The following is a 17,299-nucleotide window of genomic DNA, read 5'->3' on the forward strand; positions in this document are numbered from 1 at the left end:
TGGAATTTGAGACTTTCGCAGAAAATAATATCAATATTTTCATTATGCTATTTGGAGGCGCGCAAAAGGCTGTGTTAAGATATCGGCATTTTGCAACTACATCAGGTAACAACATGACTAAAGCCACGTCTTTTTTATTGACGACTCTCTTTTTTATTACATTATTTGTCCAATCCAGCAATTCAGCAGCTGAAGACTCTTTACCCACTGATTTGGCGAAGCCCACCCCTAACTTAACAAATAAACCAATGGTCACACCTGCAGCTCCGGTGCTCAACGCGAAAGCGTACATTCTTATCGATGTGAATAGTGGAAAAATAATTGCTGAAAAAAATAGTGAAGAACGTTTACCTCCAGCAAGTCTGACCAAAATGATGACATTATATGTTGTCTCTAATGCACTGCATCATGGACAGATACATTTAAATGACAGCGTTCGAGTAAGCCGTGAAGCATGGAAAATTGGTGGTTCGCGCATGTTCATTAAAGAAGGCCAACAGGTTTCAGTCGAGGAATTATTGAAAGGAATAATTGTCGATTCAGGGAATGATGCCTGCGTCGCGATGGCAGAACATTTGGGCGGAACTGAAGGTGCATTTACGGAAATAATGAATCAGCAGGCTCAAAATTTGGGAATGAAAAACAGTCATTTTACTGACAGTACCGGCCTTCCCGATCCAAACCTTTATACTACAGCAAAAGATTTGGCAATTCTGGGTCGTGCATTAATCACCGATTTTCCTCAATATTACGGATGGTACAAACAAAAATGGTTTACTTACAATGGAATCCGCCAACCCAATAGAAATCGTTTGTTATGGAGAGACAACCAGGTTGATGGAATAAAAACCGGTCATACTAACGAAGCTGGATTTTGCCTCGTTTCATCTGCAAAACGGGATAACATGCGCCTGTTGGCGGTAGTACTTGGTGAACCCAATGATTCGTCCCGTGCTGATGACAGTGAAAAGTTACTCAATTATGGATTTAGATTTTTTGAAACCCATCAACTCTATAAATCTGGCCAATCTTTAACAGAACTTCCTCTCTATAAAGGTTCTGTAGACAAGGTTACTGTCGGTTTGACTGATGATCAATTTATTACAATACCCGCTGGTCAATATCAAAGATTGACTATTTCGACCAAAATACCATCCTATCTGCAAGCACCTGTTAAAAAGGGCGATAAAGTGGGTGATTTAGTGGTTCAGTTTGATAATAATATCATCTCAACTCGTCCTCTTTATGCACTTCAAACTGTAGAAGCAGGCGGTTTTTATACGCGCACAAAGGATTCCATTCGCTTGGCCTTCAAACGATGGTTTGGTTCTTAGGATTTTCGAAAGATGAACATCGCTTATGTTAACGGAGAATACTGCCCAATTTCCGAAGCCAAAATATCAATCTTTGATCGAGGTTTTCTATTTGGCGATGGGGTATATGAAGTTTTGCCCGTTTATCATGGCCAACCGTATTTCGTAGCACAACATATAAAGCGTCTCAATTCTAATATACAAAAAATTAAAATTGAGATGCCTGATTTTGATTGGATTAAATTAATAGACGATCTTATTACCGCAAATAATGGTGGTGATTTACAAATATACATTCAGGTCACTCGAGGTAATCAAGGTGCTCGCAAACACGATATCCCCTCTGAAATTAAACCGTCCGTTATTGCCTTTACACTTCATACCCCCTATCCAACGCAGCAGGAAAAAGAACGAGGGCTCAGTGCAAAATTGTTAGAGGACATACGATGGAATCGCTGCGATATAAAGACAACCTCCCTGCTCGCCAATATTTTACTGAACGATGAGGCTGTTTCATCTGGTTTTCACACGTCAATTCTTGCACGTGATGGACTGGTTACTGAAGGAAGCACTTCAAATGTTTTTATTGTTACTCAAGATAACGTGATCAAAACACCAAAATTAACTCACTACTGCTTACCGGGAGTAACCCGCCAAGTAGCCATAGACTTAATCAATCAGTTAAATTTGAATTTTATTGAAGATAACATAAAAGTTTCTGAACTATTTGATGCAAAGGAGCTTTGGATTAGTAGTACGACAAAAGAATTGTTTCCTATAACCAAACTTGAAAAATCCTTAATTAATCAAGGAAATATTGGTCATAATTGGCGTATACTAAATGAATCATTTCAGCAATTAATAAATTAAACTATGACTAAAAAATCAATTATAGAATTTCCATGTGATTTCCCTGTTAAAATCATCGGCATTAATTCAGATGTTTTTCTTGAAGAAATAAGAATAATAGTGAATCAACACTTTCCCGATTTTAATCATGATAATTTAACTCATAAATTAAGTGAAAAAAGCAGTTATTTGGCTATTACTGTAACAGTATGCGCCATAAATCAGGAGATGCTTGATTCATTTTATCAGGATCTCACCAAACACCCTGACGTGAAAATGGTTTTATGATGGACATTCACCATTTAGGAATACAAGAATACGATGATGTATGGCATCGAATGAAAGAGTTCACTAGCAATAGAAATGAACACAGTAATGATGAACTCTGGTTATTAGAACACTATCCAGTATATACCCAGGGACAGGCGGGCAAGCCAGAACACATACTTAATGCTAATGCGATTAAAATTGTACAATCGGATCGTGGCGGTCAGGTCACGTATCATGGCCCAGGCCAACTTGTTGCTTATGTTTTAATGGATATTCGAAGGCGAAATCTGGGAATAAGAACTCTGGTCTGTCAATTAGAACAGGTTCTAATCACCACATTGGCTCACTATTCGATTGAGGCCAATACTCGATGTGGCGCGCCTGGCGTCTATGTAGCAGATAAAAAAATAGCCTCAATTGGCTTAAGAGTCAAAAACGGTTGCACATATCATGGAATTGCTTTAAACATTGATATGGATTTAAAACCATTTTCAGGCATTAATCCTTGTGGGTATGCCAAAATGGAAATGACGCAAATGAGTTATTTTATACCGGATATTCGTCTGGAAGAGGTAAGTCAGCGTTTTGAACAAAGTTTCCTTAATCAATTTTGCCAATGAGATACTATGAATTTGTTTGCTGATTATGTTCATCCACTTACCAGCTGGTTGCAGGCAAACCCTCATTGGTCATTATTCATTACTTTTATTATCGCCTTGACTGAATCATTGGCCATTATAGGCAGCATTGTTCCGGGTTCAGTCACTATGACTGGTATTGGAATACTTGCCGGCTCCGGAATTATGCGTATAGATCTTACCCTTATTGCGGCAACTTTAGGTGCAGTATGCGGTGACAGCCTAAGCTACTTTATTGGCTACTTTTACAGCGATCAACTCCTCGAAATCTGGCCTTTTAAAAAATATCCCTATTTATTAACCTATGGCAAAGAATTTTTTTCAAAACATGGTGGTAAAAGCGTTTTAATTGGTCGCTTTGTTGGGCCGCTAAGGTCCATTATTCCGGTTATCGCCGGAATAATGCATATGAAACAATGGCGATTCTTGTTGGCAAATGTTATATCCGCAATAGGATGGTCTATTTTATATGTAATCCCAGGATTCTTGATTGGAACAGCAGGTCATGAATTATCTACTGAAGGGGCAACTCGGTTATTTATTTTGATTTTAGTTATTCTGGCCGGCGTTTGGTTTGCCAGTATTTTTATAAAATCGGCTTTTCTTAAAATTAATTCATTTTTAAAAAATAATTTACATGCTTTTTGGCTCAATTCAAAAAATCATTCCAAATTATTTAACTGGTTTAGTGCCATCACTCCCGAAGCTGAAAAAGATCATTACCCCACTGCTGGTTTATTGTTATTCACTCTGATATCGTTGCTTGGTTTTCTTTTGTTACTCATATTAAGTATGACTACCCAATGGCTCAGTGCCATAAATGCCCCGATACATTTGTTCACTCAGAGTTTACATACCTCGCTCCTGGAGTCCCTGGCTATTGTTTGTGTTCAATTAACCAGTACTATCACCTTAACAGGATTATTTCTAGTATTTTGTCTGTGGGCATTGGTTCAGCGTAATTTTACAATAATAGCTTATTTAAGCAGCGTGCTATTTTTTAGTGTCATGATTACTTTTATTGTGTCTCATATCCATTTCACATCAAGACCAGAAGGTCTACTAATAACAATGCAAGGTTCTTCATTGCCGGTAAAGAACCTCGTTCTTGCGACAGCATTTTATGGATTTATTTTATTCTACATCCATAACAGTTATTTTATCCTCACAAATACATTCAGAACCTTGATATTAATTTTTCTTGGATTAAGTGGCTTTGCAGCACTTTATTTAGGTGATCATTGGCTTACCGACGTAATCGCTGCATATTTTCTCGGTATATTCCTGTGTTTAATACACTGGATTAGCTATAGAAAAACACATTATATCACCTCGAAAAAAGAAGTGTCTGTGGGAACAATGGTGACCGTTCTGTTGACCATCCTGATGTGTTCAGCGCTTTCAACCAATTTGAATTACAAGAGACTGGTTCATAATCACGCACCCTATCATAAAGAATATACATTGACTGAGCGTATATGGTGGAACCAATTAAAGCCAATTTTACCCTTATACAGATTAAATAGAATTGGCCACAGAATCAGTCTGTTGAATCTGCAATATTCAGGGAACCTGGATTCTTTGGTTACTGGTTTGGAACAGAATGGATGGAAAGTTCACACAGAATCGTTCTTTACAAAACTATTATTGAGAATGAACAAATCTAATGAAGGAGTAAAATTACCCTTGCTCGCTCAGCTATTTGAAAATAAACGCCCAGCCCTGCTGATGACTTATCACGATGACAAATCAAAACTAATTCTGGTATTAACTTTATGGGAGTCCAATTACTTTATCAATAACTTTGATCATCCTATATGGATTGGCACTGTTCATCAAAGCATCCCTAACAAGGAAAAGCAAAAGGCCAATCACAACAAACAAACTTCATTAATGAATCCCATCCCTTATATTCTTCCAGCATTAAATCAATTTAACTTAAGACGCGTAGTAGTACCGGAGAATATGATTAAAACCAGTTCCTATCCAATGACGCCCTACATTCTGCTGATTAGAGACTCTGACCCAATTGATTAATACGGAACAAGCGGATTGGCAACTGCCGATATCGGCAAGAACATAAATGAACAGAGCATCATTTGCCCTTCAAAAGAGGACTAGCTAAGACATTAAATTACTGATATAAATATAGAACTTTTCAAAACGATCATATAACAAGGAAATGGATTAATGTACAACTTAGCTAAAGTTATCCACTGTCTTTTTCCATTAATTGCTTTAGTACTTTTAATTATTGGAATCAAAAGAAAAGCAATTTATTATGTTATTTCTGCACTATGGCTAAGTATTATCGCATTAGTCATTCATTTCCAAAGTTCTGGCGGCGAAATTCTTGGCAGTTATTTCAATTATATGAATGCAGCAATTTACTCCGCTAATTTAATCATTCTTTTTATAGCCTTGGTTCGTGTGATTGATCATCTAAGCAGTGATAGCGCTTTGTTCCGATATGTTAGTACTTTTATTAAATCATTAATTGTTATTGGAAGTATTCTGCTTATCTCGAATCTCTGGATTAATGCTTATTTTATTGAAAATAGAATGACAGGTACTCCTGTGATGCAGGTTGCTTTACTTCAGAAACCCGAATATTGCTCCTATAGATATATATTTTATAAAGTCGCAGCAGATGGTTCTGTGATTTATCTATGCCCCAATCATTATGGTTTAGTACCTTCCATAGGCCGCTTGGAAATAAGCCCGGATTTTATTACGACACAATTATCTGCTCCGAGTAAAAAGCAGATGTTATTGCAGCAAAAAAAAAGAGTAGAAACGAATTAGGATCTGTTGACAGTTGACTTGATCAATTATTCGAAAACGCCAGTCTTTCGCGTCTTGTCCCCTGAGGATATAGATGTGTTGGATAACGCGAATAGATCCTGTCGCGTTGAGGTTATAGAGCAATTGTCAACAACACCTAGAGTATTAATTTTTGCAAATTGTTCTTAGGATTTTTATTTGATACTATGCCTTTAACTTACGAATTCAGTACTTACATGAGACGTTTATTTTTTATAACTTTTATGTTCATTTCTTTAAGCGCCTATTCAATGGCTCCCAAATTGAATTGGGATAAAGCTATAGATCATGCCGTAAAACGATATGGATTGAGAGTAGAGCCCCAATTAATTTCATTTTTTTCCAAAGCTGGAGTCAGTTATCCTCCGCGTGAAATCGCGTTACTGGCGTTCAAATCTGAGCGCAAGGTCGAGTTGTGGGCCAAAAATCCAAATCAGGATTGGACACACATACACGATTATCCCTTAACAGGGTTCAGTGGCCGTTTAGGACCAAAATTACGTGAAAACGACAAACAAATTCCCGAAGGTGTTTATAAATTAGTTAATTTTAATCCATTTAGCAGCATGCATTTATCAATGATGATTAATTATCCCAATAGCTTTGATCGTGAAAAGGGTTACCAGGATGGTCGAAGAGAGTTGGGAAATAATATTTTTATCCATGGTCGCAATTTATCAGTAGGATGCCTCGCAATAGGTGATCTGGCGATTGATCAGCTGTTTATTCTGGCTCGACGAGTGGGATTAAATAATATTCAACTCATAATAGCCCCAAACGATTTGCGTCATCAAAAACCATCAACTGCTACATTCGCTCAACCCAGATGGTTACCTGAATTATATAAGCAGATATCAGAGTCATTAAAGCCTTTTAACAAGCGTAAATATACCGTTTAGCTGAAAACATCACTATTTACTTGATTTTTGTATATACTTATTTTAAATAACAAAAAATGGTAACTATGACTACTCCACGAAGGCAATCATGGTCTCATGTCGATCTAGGTGAGACTGCTGAAAACGATACACTTTTAGCATGTCTTGTTCTGCTTACAAGGTACTACCAAAATCCATTCTCTCCCCTATCTCTTGTAGCACGTTTGCCTTTGGTTGATAACAAGCTCACAGTTGATTTATTTCCCAGGGCTGCTGGCAGGGCTTCTCTTGATGCCGAATTGAAAACCATGAAGCCGGATGCACTGGATGAGGAATACATTCCTCTTATATTACTTAAAAATGATGGTAGCGCTGTTTTATTGATTCTTGATGATGAAGGTAAAAAAGTAATTCTTGATCCCAGAGCACCTGATACCCGAATCAAGATTGAAGATGTAGCTTCAGAACTCAGTGGGCAAGTTATTTTAGTGGAACAACAATTCAAACATACACACCGTTCCCAAGAAACGTTAAAGAAACAGTCGAAAAACTGGTTTTGGAGCGTCATGGTTAAATCCTGGCCTCTTTATTCTGAAGTACTGCTTGCCTCCCTGCTCGTCAATATTTTCGCTTTAGTTATCCCTTTATTCACCATGAATGTATACGACCGCGTTGTGCCCAATCATGCAATCGATACGATGTGGGTTTTAGCCAGTGGTGTTGCTGTGGTTTTTATTTTCGATATGATTTTAAAAACCTTACGCTCCTATTTTATTGATGTAGCAAATAAACACAGTGATCTCGAGTTATCAGCTGTTATTTTTCAACAAGTACTTGGCTTAAGTATGTCCAACAGGCCACGCTCTGTTGGTTCATTGGCTAATACGGTTCAATCATTTGAGATGTTTCGAGATTTTATAACGTCCAGTACCATGACGATTTTAGTTGATCTTCCTTTCGTATGTATTTTTTTATTTGTGGTCTATCTAATTGGTGGCAGTTTATTCTGGATACCTTTTCTAGTAATACCCATTATTCTAATTATTGGCTTGCTTCTTCAATGGCCATTGATTCGGTTGACAAGAAAGTCCTATCAATACTCCTCTGAAAAACAAGCTACTCTGTTCGAGTCGTTATCTTCTATTGAGACCGTAAAAACAACAGGCGCTGAATCTATCCTGCAATCGAGATGGGAACGAATTGTTAATGAGGCATCAAAAAATGCCATGCATTTGAGGATTGTATCGAATACAAGCATCAATATTACCAATCTTGCAACCCAAATAGCTACTATCGCAATTGTTATTGCTGGTGTCTATATGATTTCTAATAATGAATTAACTACTGGGGGCTTAATTGCTTGTACTATATTGACTGGTCGTGCATTAGCACCAATGGCACAAGTATCCACTTTATTCACTCGTTACTTCCAATCAGTCAACGCTTTGGAATCGTTAAATAACATCATGCAATTAGAGACTGACATCACCGAGGATGCTCGATTTCTTCATAGGCCTGCACTAAAAGGCGATGTCGAGTTCAAACATGTGTCATTTCATTATAAAGACGATGAAGTGAATGTCCTTCAAAATATAAATTTTAAAATTAAAATTGGGGAGCGTGTTGCGATTATTGGTCGTGTTGGTTCAGGAAAATCAACTCTAGGTAAAATGTTGTTAAAATTATACACCCCGACCGAAGGCACTATTCTACTGGATGGCACTGATTACAAACAAATTAATCCCGATGATTTGCGCCAGCAAATTGGCTATGTACCACAAGATGTTGTTTTGTTTTATGGAAGCATTCGCGATAATATTTGTGTTGGTGCTCCCTTTATACACGACAGTGCCCTATTAAATGCGGCCGAAATAGCCGGTGTGACGCAATTTACTAATAATCACCCAAAAGGCTTTGACCGGCAGGTTGGAGAAAAAGGGGCTGAATTATCCGGCGGTCAAAGACAGTCCATTGCACTTGCCCGCTCCTTGATTATGCAGCCCAATATTTTACTTTTGGATGAGCCCACATCTGCCATGGATGATAACAATGAACGCCAAATCAAAAAGCGATTGCATGATTATCTGACTGAGAATCATACTTTAATTTTAATCACTCATAAGCTATCCATGCTTGAATTGGTCAATAGAATTATCGTCTTGGAAAATGGTAAAGTTATTGCAGATGGAGCAAAAGAAGCGGTTCTTAATGCCCTGAAAACTGGCGTGACGATAAGGAAACAATAACATGAGTAAAACTCATAAGTCTCGAGCATTTACCCATATTATTTTATGGACCTCTGCATTCTTCATTTTAGTGGCAATTGTATGGGCTAATTATGCAATACTTGATGAAGTGACTACTGGAGAAGGGAAAGTTATTCCATCTAGTGAAATACAGGTGATCCAAAATCTCGAGGGTGGAATCGTTCAGCAGATCTATGTAAAAGAAGGTGAAATAGTCAAGAAAGATCAAATATTGATGCAAATTGACAATACGCGTTTTATGTCCAGTTATGCTGAAGCAGAGAAAAAAATTGACTCTTTGGAATTAGAAATTATACGAATTAACGCGGAAATAAATCAGACTCAACCCGATTTTCCGGAAGAGCTGAAAAAGAATTATCCCAACCTGGTTAAAGACCAGCAATCACTGTACGAATCACGAATGAGAGAATTAGTGCAATTAACTAAATCTCTTGAGTTGGCCCAAAAAGAATTAGACATGACTCGTCCCTTATTAAAAAATGGTTCAGTTTCGGAAGTTGAAGTAATCCGTCTGGATCGTACTGTAAATGAAATAAAAGGAAATATTGATAAATTTAAATCCGATGAGCTGGATAAATTAAATAAAGCAAGAGGTGAACTTTCTGCTCTGGTTGAAGCAAATAAGGCAGATAAGGATCGTTTGACTCGAACTACAGTAAGATCACCTGTGTATGGGATTATAAAACAAATTAAAACAACTACTATTGGCGGTGTGGTTCAACCCGGAAGTGATATTATCGAAGTCGTACCTCTTGATGACACCCTGCTAATCGAGGCTAAAATACGGCCATCCGATATTGGATTTATCCATCCAGGACAAAAAGCCATGGTTAAAATAACTGCTTATGATTTTTCAATTTATGGCGGACTTGAAGGTGAAGTCGAACAAATCAGTGCAGATACCATCATTGATGAGAATGACAAAAAAAATGAAAGTTATTATGTAATACGCGTTCGCACGTATAAAAATCACTTGGGAACGAATCAAAAACCCTTGCCGATTATTCCAGGCATGATGGCTACGGTTGATATTCTTACCGGTCAAAAATCTGTTTTACAATACTTACTTAAACCCATAATTAAAGCCAAACAATCCGCCTTGCGGGAACGTTAATCAATTTGACATAGGGAGGTAGGAACAACTTGTATTCCAACTTCCCTATTATTCATTTTGTGGTTCCTGGATTATCAAACGTTTAAAAGTATCAATACACACTGGCTTGTCTTTCCTGGTCTGGAAGTAACTGAGCGGTGTCAAAAGTGCAATATCAATGTTTAAGGCTGGACATAGAGTCACCCATTCGGCAAAACACAGTTCATCGATTTCATTCTTACCGTATCCGATGTGTTCATTGCCTAGTTTGCAATAAGCAATTGATGCAATTGCTTTTTCAAAAATTAAATTGTTATTAGTCCAGACAGATTGGTTATCAACATTAAATAAAAATCGTGTTCCACAGTATAAAAGCGCCCTTTTTAAACCAGTCTGGTATCGTTCTGTAAATTCAGGTTTATAAATATTGGTCGGATCTATAGGCTCATCATTTTGACTGAATCGTCCCTGAGCAATATCTTGATAGAACCAAATCAACCGGCGGATTGCAATAGCCGTATTTAAAGTGACTTGGTCGGGGCTTGCATCACCATATTTCCCTTCGAGAAAATCCTTGACATGACTTCGTCCATTGGCCAATTTGAAAGCAACAAACAATCTGTCTACAGAAAGTTGAGTTAATCCAAAGTTAGTTTGATAATTAAATCGAAGCCCATTTTGCGATGATATGTTTAATAAATTATTCCAGCGTTGCAAATTGGTGTCTGGCTTGCTCGTCGTTATTGTATGGCCGCTCATGTCTGTGACATTGGTTGGATCTCCACTGCTCTCTCTCAGAATCATGGCGAGTATGTGGGCATATTTAAGTGCCATATTTTCTTGAAAATAATGATGCTGTGCATTGGCCATATGCTGATAAATAACAAAATTCTGGAACAGAATCAATCTGAGATTATAATCAATGGCATTACAATTCGGATCTTGCTCCTCTTCCATCACTTCTGCGACATGATCAGTAAGATGGTCAACCTCAGCTTCATCAGGCAAACCTACAATATCCGGAAGCCAATTACTGTCAATTGGGTCTTGAACATCAGACAAGTTAGACTGTTCCGTAAATACTGATGGAATATCATCTCCAAAAAGTGGCATGACTAGCCCAATTAATAAAGCGGATGTCAATATTCGGGATCGTTTTTTAAAATTCATAAGCTACACCTTCCTCTAGAGTATAGTCCATACGAAATTGGATGCAGGAATTATAAGCCCTCACCTACGCTACTCTCGGTCCCTTGATCAGAACCTCGGCTTATCTCAGTGGATCCCGCGGACAGAGCCGCGGGAATTCGGTTTGGTGTGAGCAAATGCCATGCTTCGAATTTCCGCGGCTTTGACCGCGGAATCCATACTTTAGACCTGGACTGGATTTCGAACATGTATAAAGGATTCAACGCTACGCTCGGGTTCGGGATGAGGTGGTGGTGATTACTGCCTGTGTTTTTTGTATTGTCATGGCAATTTATGTGTCATTTAACCGTATTTTATACGGTTAAATGAATTGATTTTTTATACTAATCTTTGCTGTTTATTACTAGGGGCTGTTTACATTTCATTATGTTCAAGCCTACTTTCCACGACTTGTTCCCGGAATCGATAGATCTTGCGCAAAACAAAAATATATTGCGCCTATAAAGAGTGAATTGGATCCCGCGAACAAGTCGCGGGACGTCGGAACTTGAATTGTCAACAGACCCTAAACCGCAAAGCGAATTATCCCATGTTAAAACTGAACTCGCCAGAAGAACATTCTGCTCACCCATTAATTAAAAATATTCCATGGTCTATTTTCTCCAGCCCCGATTTTTTTAATAGCCAAATTAGTAAGGAAGAATTGTTTCGCTTGAAAAAGCCCCTGGAAGAATCTTCCCAAAGGCTACTACTACGAGAGCGGGAATACTGTTCTGTTCTATGCGTTCTTTTTGGACACTGGAACGAAACGGATCAGGTTTTGCTCGATGCAATAAAAAACAATATGAAAGTACTTGATATTATTGCGCTCAAAGCCATTATGATCTCGGGGCGAACCAGCTTGCTTAGATGCTTTATAGAAAATATGTCTTTGGATAATAGGGAAAAACTACGTATTGACACTTATATATTAAATATTCTGTCAGGCAGAATACTAAGTCCTGATGATGTTTGCGTCTTTGAGATTTTTGAGGAATTAATCCCTTCGCTGATCACAAAGCTGATGAACTCTGACACTCGTTTGAGCTTGTGGCGGGTAGCAACATCTCAAGGTTGTTTTGAGATACTGAAGTTATTTGCAAGGCACATGGAGCCTGAAACGATAAAAAAAACCATTTCAATGCAAGAATTCAAATTATATTCATTAGGGCTAATGAACCCCAACCAACTGCAAATTACACATTATTTCGAGTCATTTTTTGAGGAATACTCGCCTGAGGATATGATTTTAGCTGGTGATTTGGATGTTTTAGTCAGAGCACTATCTTCAGGACATCAGACTGTTATTAACTATTTTCTTGCATATCCTCGTGTATTTTCTAAAGTCGATAAGATCCGACAAACAGATCTACAAATCAAAGTGGACCAATTCATCCAGTTTCAACTGGATAAGTGGCGCTATGCTGAGGAAATGCCTGCCTCATCAAATACTGATGCGTGTTTTTCCTTACAGGAAATTGGTTTAGCCATGCTTTTTGCACGTCGTTTTATTCGGCAGGACACTTTTACAGCACATGAATATCTGCGAAAGCTTTTGCATATCCAATCTCTTGCAAAACACATGCATAGGGATTGGATTCCCGACGAAGGCGACAGTTGTTGTAGACAGCCTAATGGCTTGTTACGGTTGGCTCTAAGTGAGAGAAAAATCAGCCTTGCAAAATGCCTGCTGAGCTTGCCTGCTGTGCGTGAACTGGCTAGAGCAGAGAACTATTATAATGCAGAAATCCCCTCTTGCTTTGCGATAGAAACTTTTGCAAATAAATGTGATGAACAGCGTTGGAACGGTATTAATGATTTGGAGCGCAGCACGGATGAGGATTGTATTTTTCGTTTATATCAAATGACAAAGACTATGGTGCTGTCCAAGCCGGGGCATTTTGCATGCCCGGAGAGTGCTAAAAACGATTTTTTTGAACATTATGCCCATTGTGCAAGAGAGGATGAACACTATCATGGCAGAGTCCTTTCACACTTATTTAGCTCTCATTATGGAGTGATGAAACTGTTTGTACTGTTAAACCAAGGATTATGTATTAGCTATGTCGGAAATAATCATCAAGAATGTCGTAATCAAATCCATGGTGTTGGCAATAGATTTAATCGTGGTATGGTGAGCCAGGAAGAACACCATAATTTTGAATGTTTTTCAAACCATCTTGATTTTCTTATCAATACCGACAGCAGAATTGAGGTCCTTGACTATTTCCATGCGGCACTAATCAAACATTATATTAATACCTACATTTTTCCCGATAACAAGCCCTCATTTATAATGGCAAAGAAACCCAAGGAAGTCTGGTTTGATATGGTGGCTAATGGTAATTTTTTTGTTTTGGAATATCTGTATGTGCTCATGCGAATTGGTGGAGTTCAATTGTACAGTGAAAATTTCAAAAGATTTACTTTATCTCGTTTTTTTGATCAATCGGTTACTCAGGCACGTAAAGAATGCGATTATCTTTTGGATATATACACGGACAAATTCGATGATATTTGCATCCAATCTTGTGCCTCGAAAATAGCTACCGGCATGGCTAAGGAATTATTGATAGAAGACTTTTCTCTCAATCTCAAAAAAATAAAAACATACCAAATAATACATAAATATGCTCAGAAAAGTTACGGGTGTTGGGACCGTGAACAACTTAATGCACTGTCTATGGCAAAATTTATCAAGCTAGCCGGTTTACTTGCTTTGCGATTTGAACACTATACATTTTTTGATGTTTTGTTGCAGCTGTCAAAAGATCTGGGACCAGTCTATCGTTACTATAATACCCAATATCTGAACCAAGGCTTGATGTCTATACCGGGTATATCCATTTCTCAAGGAAAACTGAGCTTTCGAATTGATAAAGTCGGTGAGTTTCAGAATACTTGGACGGATATTGTTACTTTATTTCGCTCACCTGAAATAATGGAACCATTTTGGGTCTTTCTGGAAGGTAAAATTGAACCGAAAATAAAACATGTTCCCGATGTACCTAATGAGCTTAAGCACAATAATATCCATTTTTTTGAGATAAGTTATCCGGGACAAACTACTATGGATTGGTATTTATCTCTAAGCCCTGAACAAAGAAAACTCAATCAGGCATTGCATCTGACTCTATTGGAGCTGGAGCGTGAAAATGGATTTAACCTGGAACGGGAATCTACAGGTGATGTTGTACCGAGGTTTCATGGATTTGTGGATTCTGAGTATGCTAATAATTTGCTTTTATCCCGCTATCTTTTCAAGGAATGTTCAAAATATTTACCAGGTATTTTGCATGGAGAGAATGGTCATCGATTGCAGTGGGCTGCCATATCCTTTTTTATTCAACAAGGTACTATTCGATTACCAGAGGGGAAAAACGTACATGATTTTCTGAGCTATGTTATCAAGAACAATCTATGGACTACGCTAGTAGATCATTACGAATGTAATTTTGGAGGCCCCCATTTTATTGCAAGCTGGTTACGAAATACCAGTCAATACCCCAGTTTACAAAAAGCGATGGTTATTGGTTTTTGCAACCGAATGAACAAGTTTATTCAGAATTTACCCAATGAAAACAACGTTTGGAATTATGAACGATTGATACTTCTGCAAAGCTGTTTTGAGGAACAGTTTTCCACACAATTACCTCGTATCAAAGTTGAGGAAATCAGGCATCCAATGAAGAAATATTATGCTGACAGTAATGGGGTATTATTTTGGGGTGTTTATGATAAAGGTAAAAGAACGGATTATGGAGATCGAGTAAGTGATGACGAGTCTCAACACCACTCTCCTGCCTCATCTTCTCACCTGTTTGTATGATATATTGGACGATTAGAACAATACAATTTTTTTTAAATCAATCAATGATTTACCAAAAAGTCCAAGAAACCTCATCTCGAACAATTAGAGCGATCTCCATAATTCTATGGAGATCATTAACTGATTCAAGACAGATAAAGATCCGAGGATATGCACAATAAGCAGAACAATGATAACTGACTTTATTCGTGATCAGGATGTACAACAAAAATTCCAGGGGCATTGCGGAGGTATTCATGATAGTCCATACCGTACCCAAAGATGTAATGATCTTCAACCTCGAGTCCCACAAAATCAGCTTTTTGAAGGCCATTGGGCACTCTCTTGCGGTATTTATCGACTAGGACAGCACTGTATACTTGCTTTGCTCCCATCGCTTTAATTTCATCAATAATTGCAGCTAAGGTTACTCCACCATCCAGAATGTCATCGACTATTAATACCGTTCGACCTTCCAAATTAACAGAAGGTTTGACCTTCCAATGAATTTCACCGCCAGTGATCTCTCCGCGGTAGCGGGTAGCATGCACATAATCCACTTCTAATGGGAAGTCCAGACGATGCAGCAAGTTGCCTAAGGGGACTAATCCACCAATCATGACACATAATATGACTGGATTTTGATCCTGTAGTTGTTCATGAATTTTAATAGCCATTCTATCCAGTGCGGCTTCTACTTCATTGGTAGTAAATAAACAGGTTGACTTTTCATAAACTGCCTTTATTTTACTAGGGATAGTCATTTAGTTTCCTTCGATATTGATACTGAATTGTTATAGAACATGACTGGTGTCACTCAAAAATAAATTAATCTTTTATTTTACCTGTTCCTGGAAATGGACTGACTTTATTGCCATAACCCAGATTGTCCTTGACTTTAGCGGTACCTTGTTTCGTTACTTCATCAATTCGAAAGATTGAATGCATGGGAATAAATGTACGCTTGACACCATTAAATTCCATTTTTAGTTTTTCTTCGGAAGGATCTACGACCAAAGCAGTTTGTTCACCAAATACCAACTCTTCTACTTCAAGAAAGCCAAACATTTCGCTTTCTTTAATAGAACGGGCATATATTTCATAAATTGCTTCTTGATTAGCGAAAGTGATTTTAAACAATGTTTTTTTCGTCATGAATGTAACCTTTACTTAAAGCAAACTGAAGTATACAGAAAGATGAGTGTATTGTTCAAATAATTATACATTAATAATTAATTCGTTGCCGGCTGCAATGGGGATTTATACTCTTTGACACTGATTGGTTCCAGCGGTTGAGCTAATAATGAAGGGCTAATGTATTCATATTTTTGAGCTATATAGCAATAAAAGCCAGATGGGAACGGCCAGACCATCTTACCTACCTCATCAACAAAGGTCAATTTTTTGAGTATGGATTGATTATTAACCGGTGGAATATAGCCAAAATTGTTTAGAGAGCATTGTCGATAGCCTCTTTGTAAAAAAATTCGATTCAGATTAAAGGCCGTATGCATTTTTATTTTTCGGTTATCATAACACTGCAATAACCCCAATTTCATCGCAGCGCCCCATAAACTCCAAGGGTTTATGCTAAAGAATACAATAAGGCCCATTGGTTTTAAAACACGATCGAGTTCATCTATCAGAGTATAACTGTTATCAAAAGGTTCCAGGGCCAGAGGTACGATCACGCAATCCAGGCTGTTTCTACTTAACGGTATTTGGCTAAAGGAGCATTCAAGGCTGAATTTTTTCTGAAGATCGAATGGAGAAGCCAGCCATTTACTGTTAAAGCGTAACGAATCCATCCAGGGATTGTCACCACAATTACCCAATTGCAAAAGGGTCTCTCCTGTTAAACAGTCATTGAGCGGTGCTAATTGATTTGCAAACTCATGCACAACAGACAAGCCAAGTGGAGTTTGAAACCACTTATTCAAGGCTTGATAATGGTGTAACTGCTGAGCGATTAACAAAATAGTACCTGTTTTGATAATAATTAATTGATTTATCTACAATACAACGAGATTCCTGTTCAAACAATTCATTTTGAATGATTTAAATCGAACTCGACGCATTCTCAATTCAATTTTAAAAGTGAAATCCATTATAAGGTTAATCCATTTGTATTGAATCACTCATTGAATTCCCCCCTTTCCACTTCACCATCCC

14 protein-coding genes are annotated in these 17,299 nt (G+C 37.8%); 10 read left to right on the forward strand and 4 right to left on the reverse strand.

Features of this window, described 5'->3' with window-relative positions:
* The first annotated feature begins 113 nt into the window (after positions 1-113).
* The 9 genes from G543_RS0111400 (at position 114) to G543_RS0111440 (ending at position 10,152) form a co-directional block, all read left to right on the forward strand.
* Positions 114-1,334 (forward strand): D-alanyl-D-alanine carboxypeptidase family protein, encoded by a 1,221-nt coding sequence (locus G543_RS0111400; RefSeq protein ID WP_028384629.1) that lies wholly within the window; start codon positions 114-116, stop codon positions 1,332-1,334.
* Positions 1,335-1,346: 12 nt separating this feature from the next.
* Positions 1,347-2,183 (forward strand): D-amino acid aminotransferase, encoded by an 837-nt coding sequence (locus G543_RS0111405; RefSeq protein WP_028384630.1) that lies wholly within the window; start codon positions 1,347-1,349, stop codon positions 2,181-2,183.
* A gap of 3 nt (positions 2,184-2,186) precedes the next feature.
* The gene (locus G543_RS0111410) at positions 2,187-2,450 is read left to right on the forward strand and encodes an HP0495 family protein (protein WP_028384631.1); all 264 of its coding nucleotides are present in this window, start codon (positions 2,187-2,189) and stop codon (positions 2,448-2,450) included.
* Positions 2,450-3,052: a lipoyl(octanoyl) transferase LipB gene (lipB, locus tag G543_RS0111415; protein ID WP_028384632.1), complete on the forward strand. Its 603-nt coding sequence runs from the start codon at positions 2,450-2,452 to the stop codon at positions 3,050-3,052. The genes G543_RS0111410 and lipB overlap by 1 nt, the downstream gene beginning before the upstream one ends.
* Positions 3,053-3,058: 6 nt before the next feature.
* Entirely contained in the window at positions 3,059-5,107 is a 2,049-nt protein-coding gene (locus tag G543_RS0111420) for a VTT domain-containing protein (protein WP_028384633.1), read from the forward strand.
* 153 nt (positions 5,108-5,260) lie between these two features.
* Complete coding sequence (locus G543_RS0111425) at positions 5,261-5,875, forward strand: hypothetical protein (RefSeq protein WP_028384634.1); 615 nt, start codon at positions 5,261-5,263, stop codon at positions 5,873-5,875.
* 185 nt (positions 5,876-6,060) lie between these two features.
* Positions 6,061-6,792, forward strand: coding sequence for a L,D-transpeptidase family protein (locus G543_RS0111430; protein ID WP_028384635.1), 732 nt, complete (start codon positions 6,061-6,063; stop codon positions 6,790-6,792).
* Between the two features lie 65 nt (positions 6,793-6,857).
* On the forward strand, positions 6,858-9,017 hold the full coding sequence (locus G543_RS0111435) for a type I secretion system permease/ATPase (protein WP_028384636.1): 2,160 nt from the start codon (positions 6,858-6,860) through the stop codon (positions 9,015-9,017).
* 1 nt (position 9,018) lies between these two features.
* A complete protein-coding gene (locus tag G543_RS0111440; RefSeq protein WP_028384637.1) occupies positions 9,019-10,152 on the forward strand; it encodes an HlyD family type I secretion periplasmic adaptor subunit in 1,134 nt (377 codons plus the stop codon).
* 48 nt (positions 10,153-10,200) lie between these two features.
* Here G543_RS0111440 and G543_RS0111445 read toward each other — a convergent pair whose 3' ends face one another.
* Positions 10,201-11,301 (reverse strand): hypothetical protein, encoded by a 1,101-nt coding sequence (locus G543_RS0111445; RefSeq protein WP_028384638.1) that lies wholly within the window; start codon positions 11,299-11,301, stop codon positions 10,201-10,203.
* Positions 11,302-11,869: 568 nt separating this feature from the next.
* Between G543_RS0111445 and G543_RS0111450 the strand changes: the two genes are divergently transcribed.
* Positions 11,870-15,148, forward strand: coding sequence for a hypothetical protein (locus G543_RS0111450; protein WP_028384639.1), 3,279 nt, complete (start codon positions 11,870-11,872; stop codon positions 15,146-15,148).
* A 182-nt stretch (positions 15,149-15,330) separates the two neighbouring features.
* Here the strand turns inward: G543_RS0111450 and G543_RS0111455 are convergent, their stop codons facing one another.
* The 3 genes from G543_RS0111455 to G543_RS0111465 all read right to left on the reverse strand — a co-directional run bounded on the left by G543_RS0111455 (position 15,331) and on the right by G543_RS0111465 (position 17,103).
* Complete coding sequence (locus G543_RS0111455) at positions 15,331-15,891, reverse strand: hypoxanthine-guanine phosphoribosyltransferase (RefSeq protein ID WP_028384640.1); 561 nt, start codon at positions 15,889-15,891, stop codon at positions 15,331-15,333.
* Between the two features lie 64 nt (positions 15,892-15,955).
* Positions 15,956-16,282, reverse strand: a complete 327-nt coding sequence (locus tag G543_RS0111460) for a DUF1820 family protein (RefSeq protein WP_028384641.1) — start codon at positions 16,280-16,282, stop codon at positions 15,956-15,958.
* Between the two features lie 77 nt (positions 16,283-16,359).
* Positions 16,360-17,103: a methyltransferase domain-containing protein gene (locus G543_RS0111465; RefSeq protein WP_028384642.1), complete on the reverse strand. Its 744-nt coding sequence runs from the start codon at positions 17,101-17,103 to the stop codon at positions 16,360-16,362.
* Positions 17,104-17,299 lie beyond the last annotated feature (196 nt).

This window comes from Legionella moravica DSM 19234, from assembly GCF_000423305.1.
In the GTDB taxonomy this organism is placed as follows: Bacteria; Pseudomonadota; Gammaproteobacteria; order Legionellales; family Legionellaceae; genus Legionella; species Legionella moravica.

Excerpts from the sequence above, each read along its gene's own strand:
- G543_RS0111455 (WP_028384640.1), bottom strand. The coding sequence starts at position 15,891 with ATGACTATCCCTAGTAAAATAAAGGCAGTTTATGAAAAGTCAACCTGT.
- G543_RS0111400 (WP_028384629.1), top strand. The coding sequence starts at position 114 with ATGACTAAAGCCACGTCTTTTTTATTGACGACTCTCTTTTTTATTACA.
- G543_RS0111420 (WP_028384633.1), top strand. The coding sequence starts at position 3,059 with ATGAATTTGTTTGCTGATTATGTTCATCCACTTACCAGCTGGTTGCAG.
- G543_RS0111430 (WP_028384635.1), top strand. The coding sequence starts at position 6,061 with ATGCCTTTAACTTACGAATTCAGTACTTACATGAGACGTTTATTTTTT.
- G543_RS0111440 (WP_028384637.1), top strand. The coding sequence starts at position 9,019 with ATGAGTAAAACTCATAAGTCTCGAGCATTTACCCATATTATTTTATGG.
- G543_RS0111425 (WP_028384634.1), top strand. The coding sequence starts at position 5,261 with ATGTACAACTTAGCTAAAGTTATCCACTGTCTTTTTCCATTAATTGCT.
- lipB (WP_028384632.1), top strand. The coding sequence starts at position 2,450 with ATGGACATTCACCATTTAGGAATACAAGAATACGATGATGTATGGCAT.
- G543_RS0111445 (WP_028384638.1), bottom strand. The coding sequence starts at position 11,301 with ATGAATTTTAAAAAACGATCCCGAATATTGACATCCGCTTTATTAATT.
- G543_RS0111450 (WP_028384639.1), top strand. The coding sequence starts at position 11,870 with ATGTTAAAACTGAACTCGCCAGAAGAACATTCTGCTCACCCATTAATT.
- G543_RS0111405 (WP_028384630.1), top strand. The coding sequence starts at position 1,347 with ATGAACATCGCTTATGTTAACGGAGAATACTGCCCAATTTCCGAAGCC.
- G543_RS0111435 (WP_028384636.1), top strand. The coding sequence starts at position 6,858 with ATGACTACTCCACGAAGGCAATCATGGTCTCATGTCGATCTAGGTGAG.
- G543_RS0111460 (WP_028384641.1), bottom strand. The coding sequence starts at position 16,282 with ATGACGAAAAAAACATTGTTTAAAATCACTTTCGCTAATCAAGAAGCA.
- G543_RS0111410 (WP_028384631.1), top strand. The coding sequence starts at position 2,187 with ATGACTAAAAAATCAATTATAGAATTTCCATGTGATTTCCCTGTTAAA.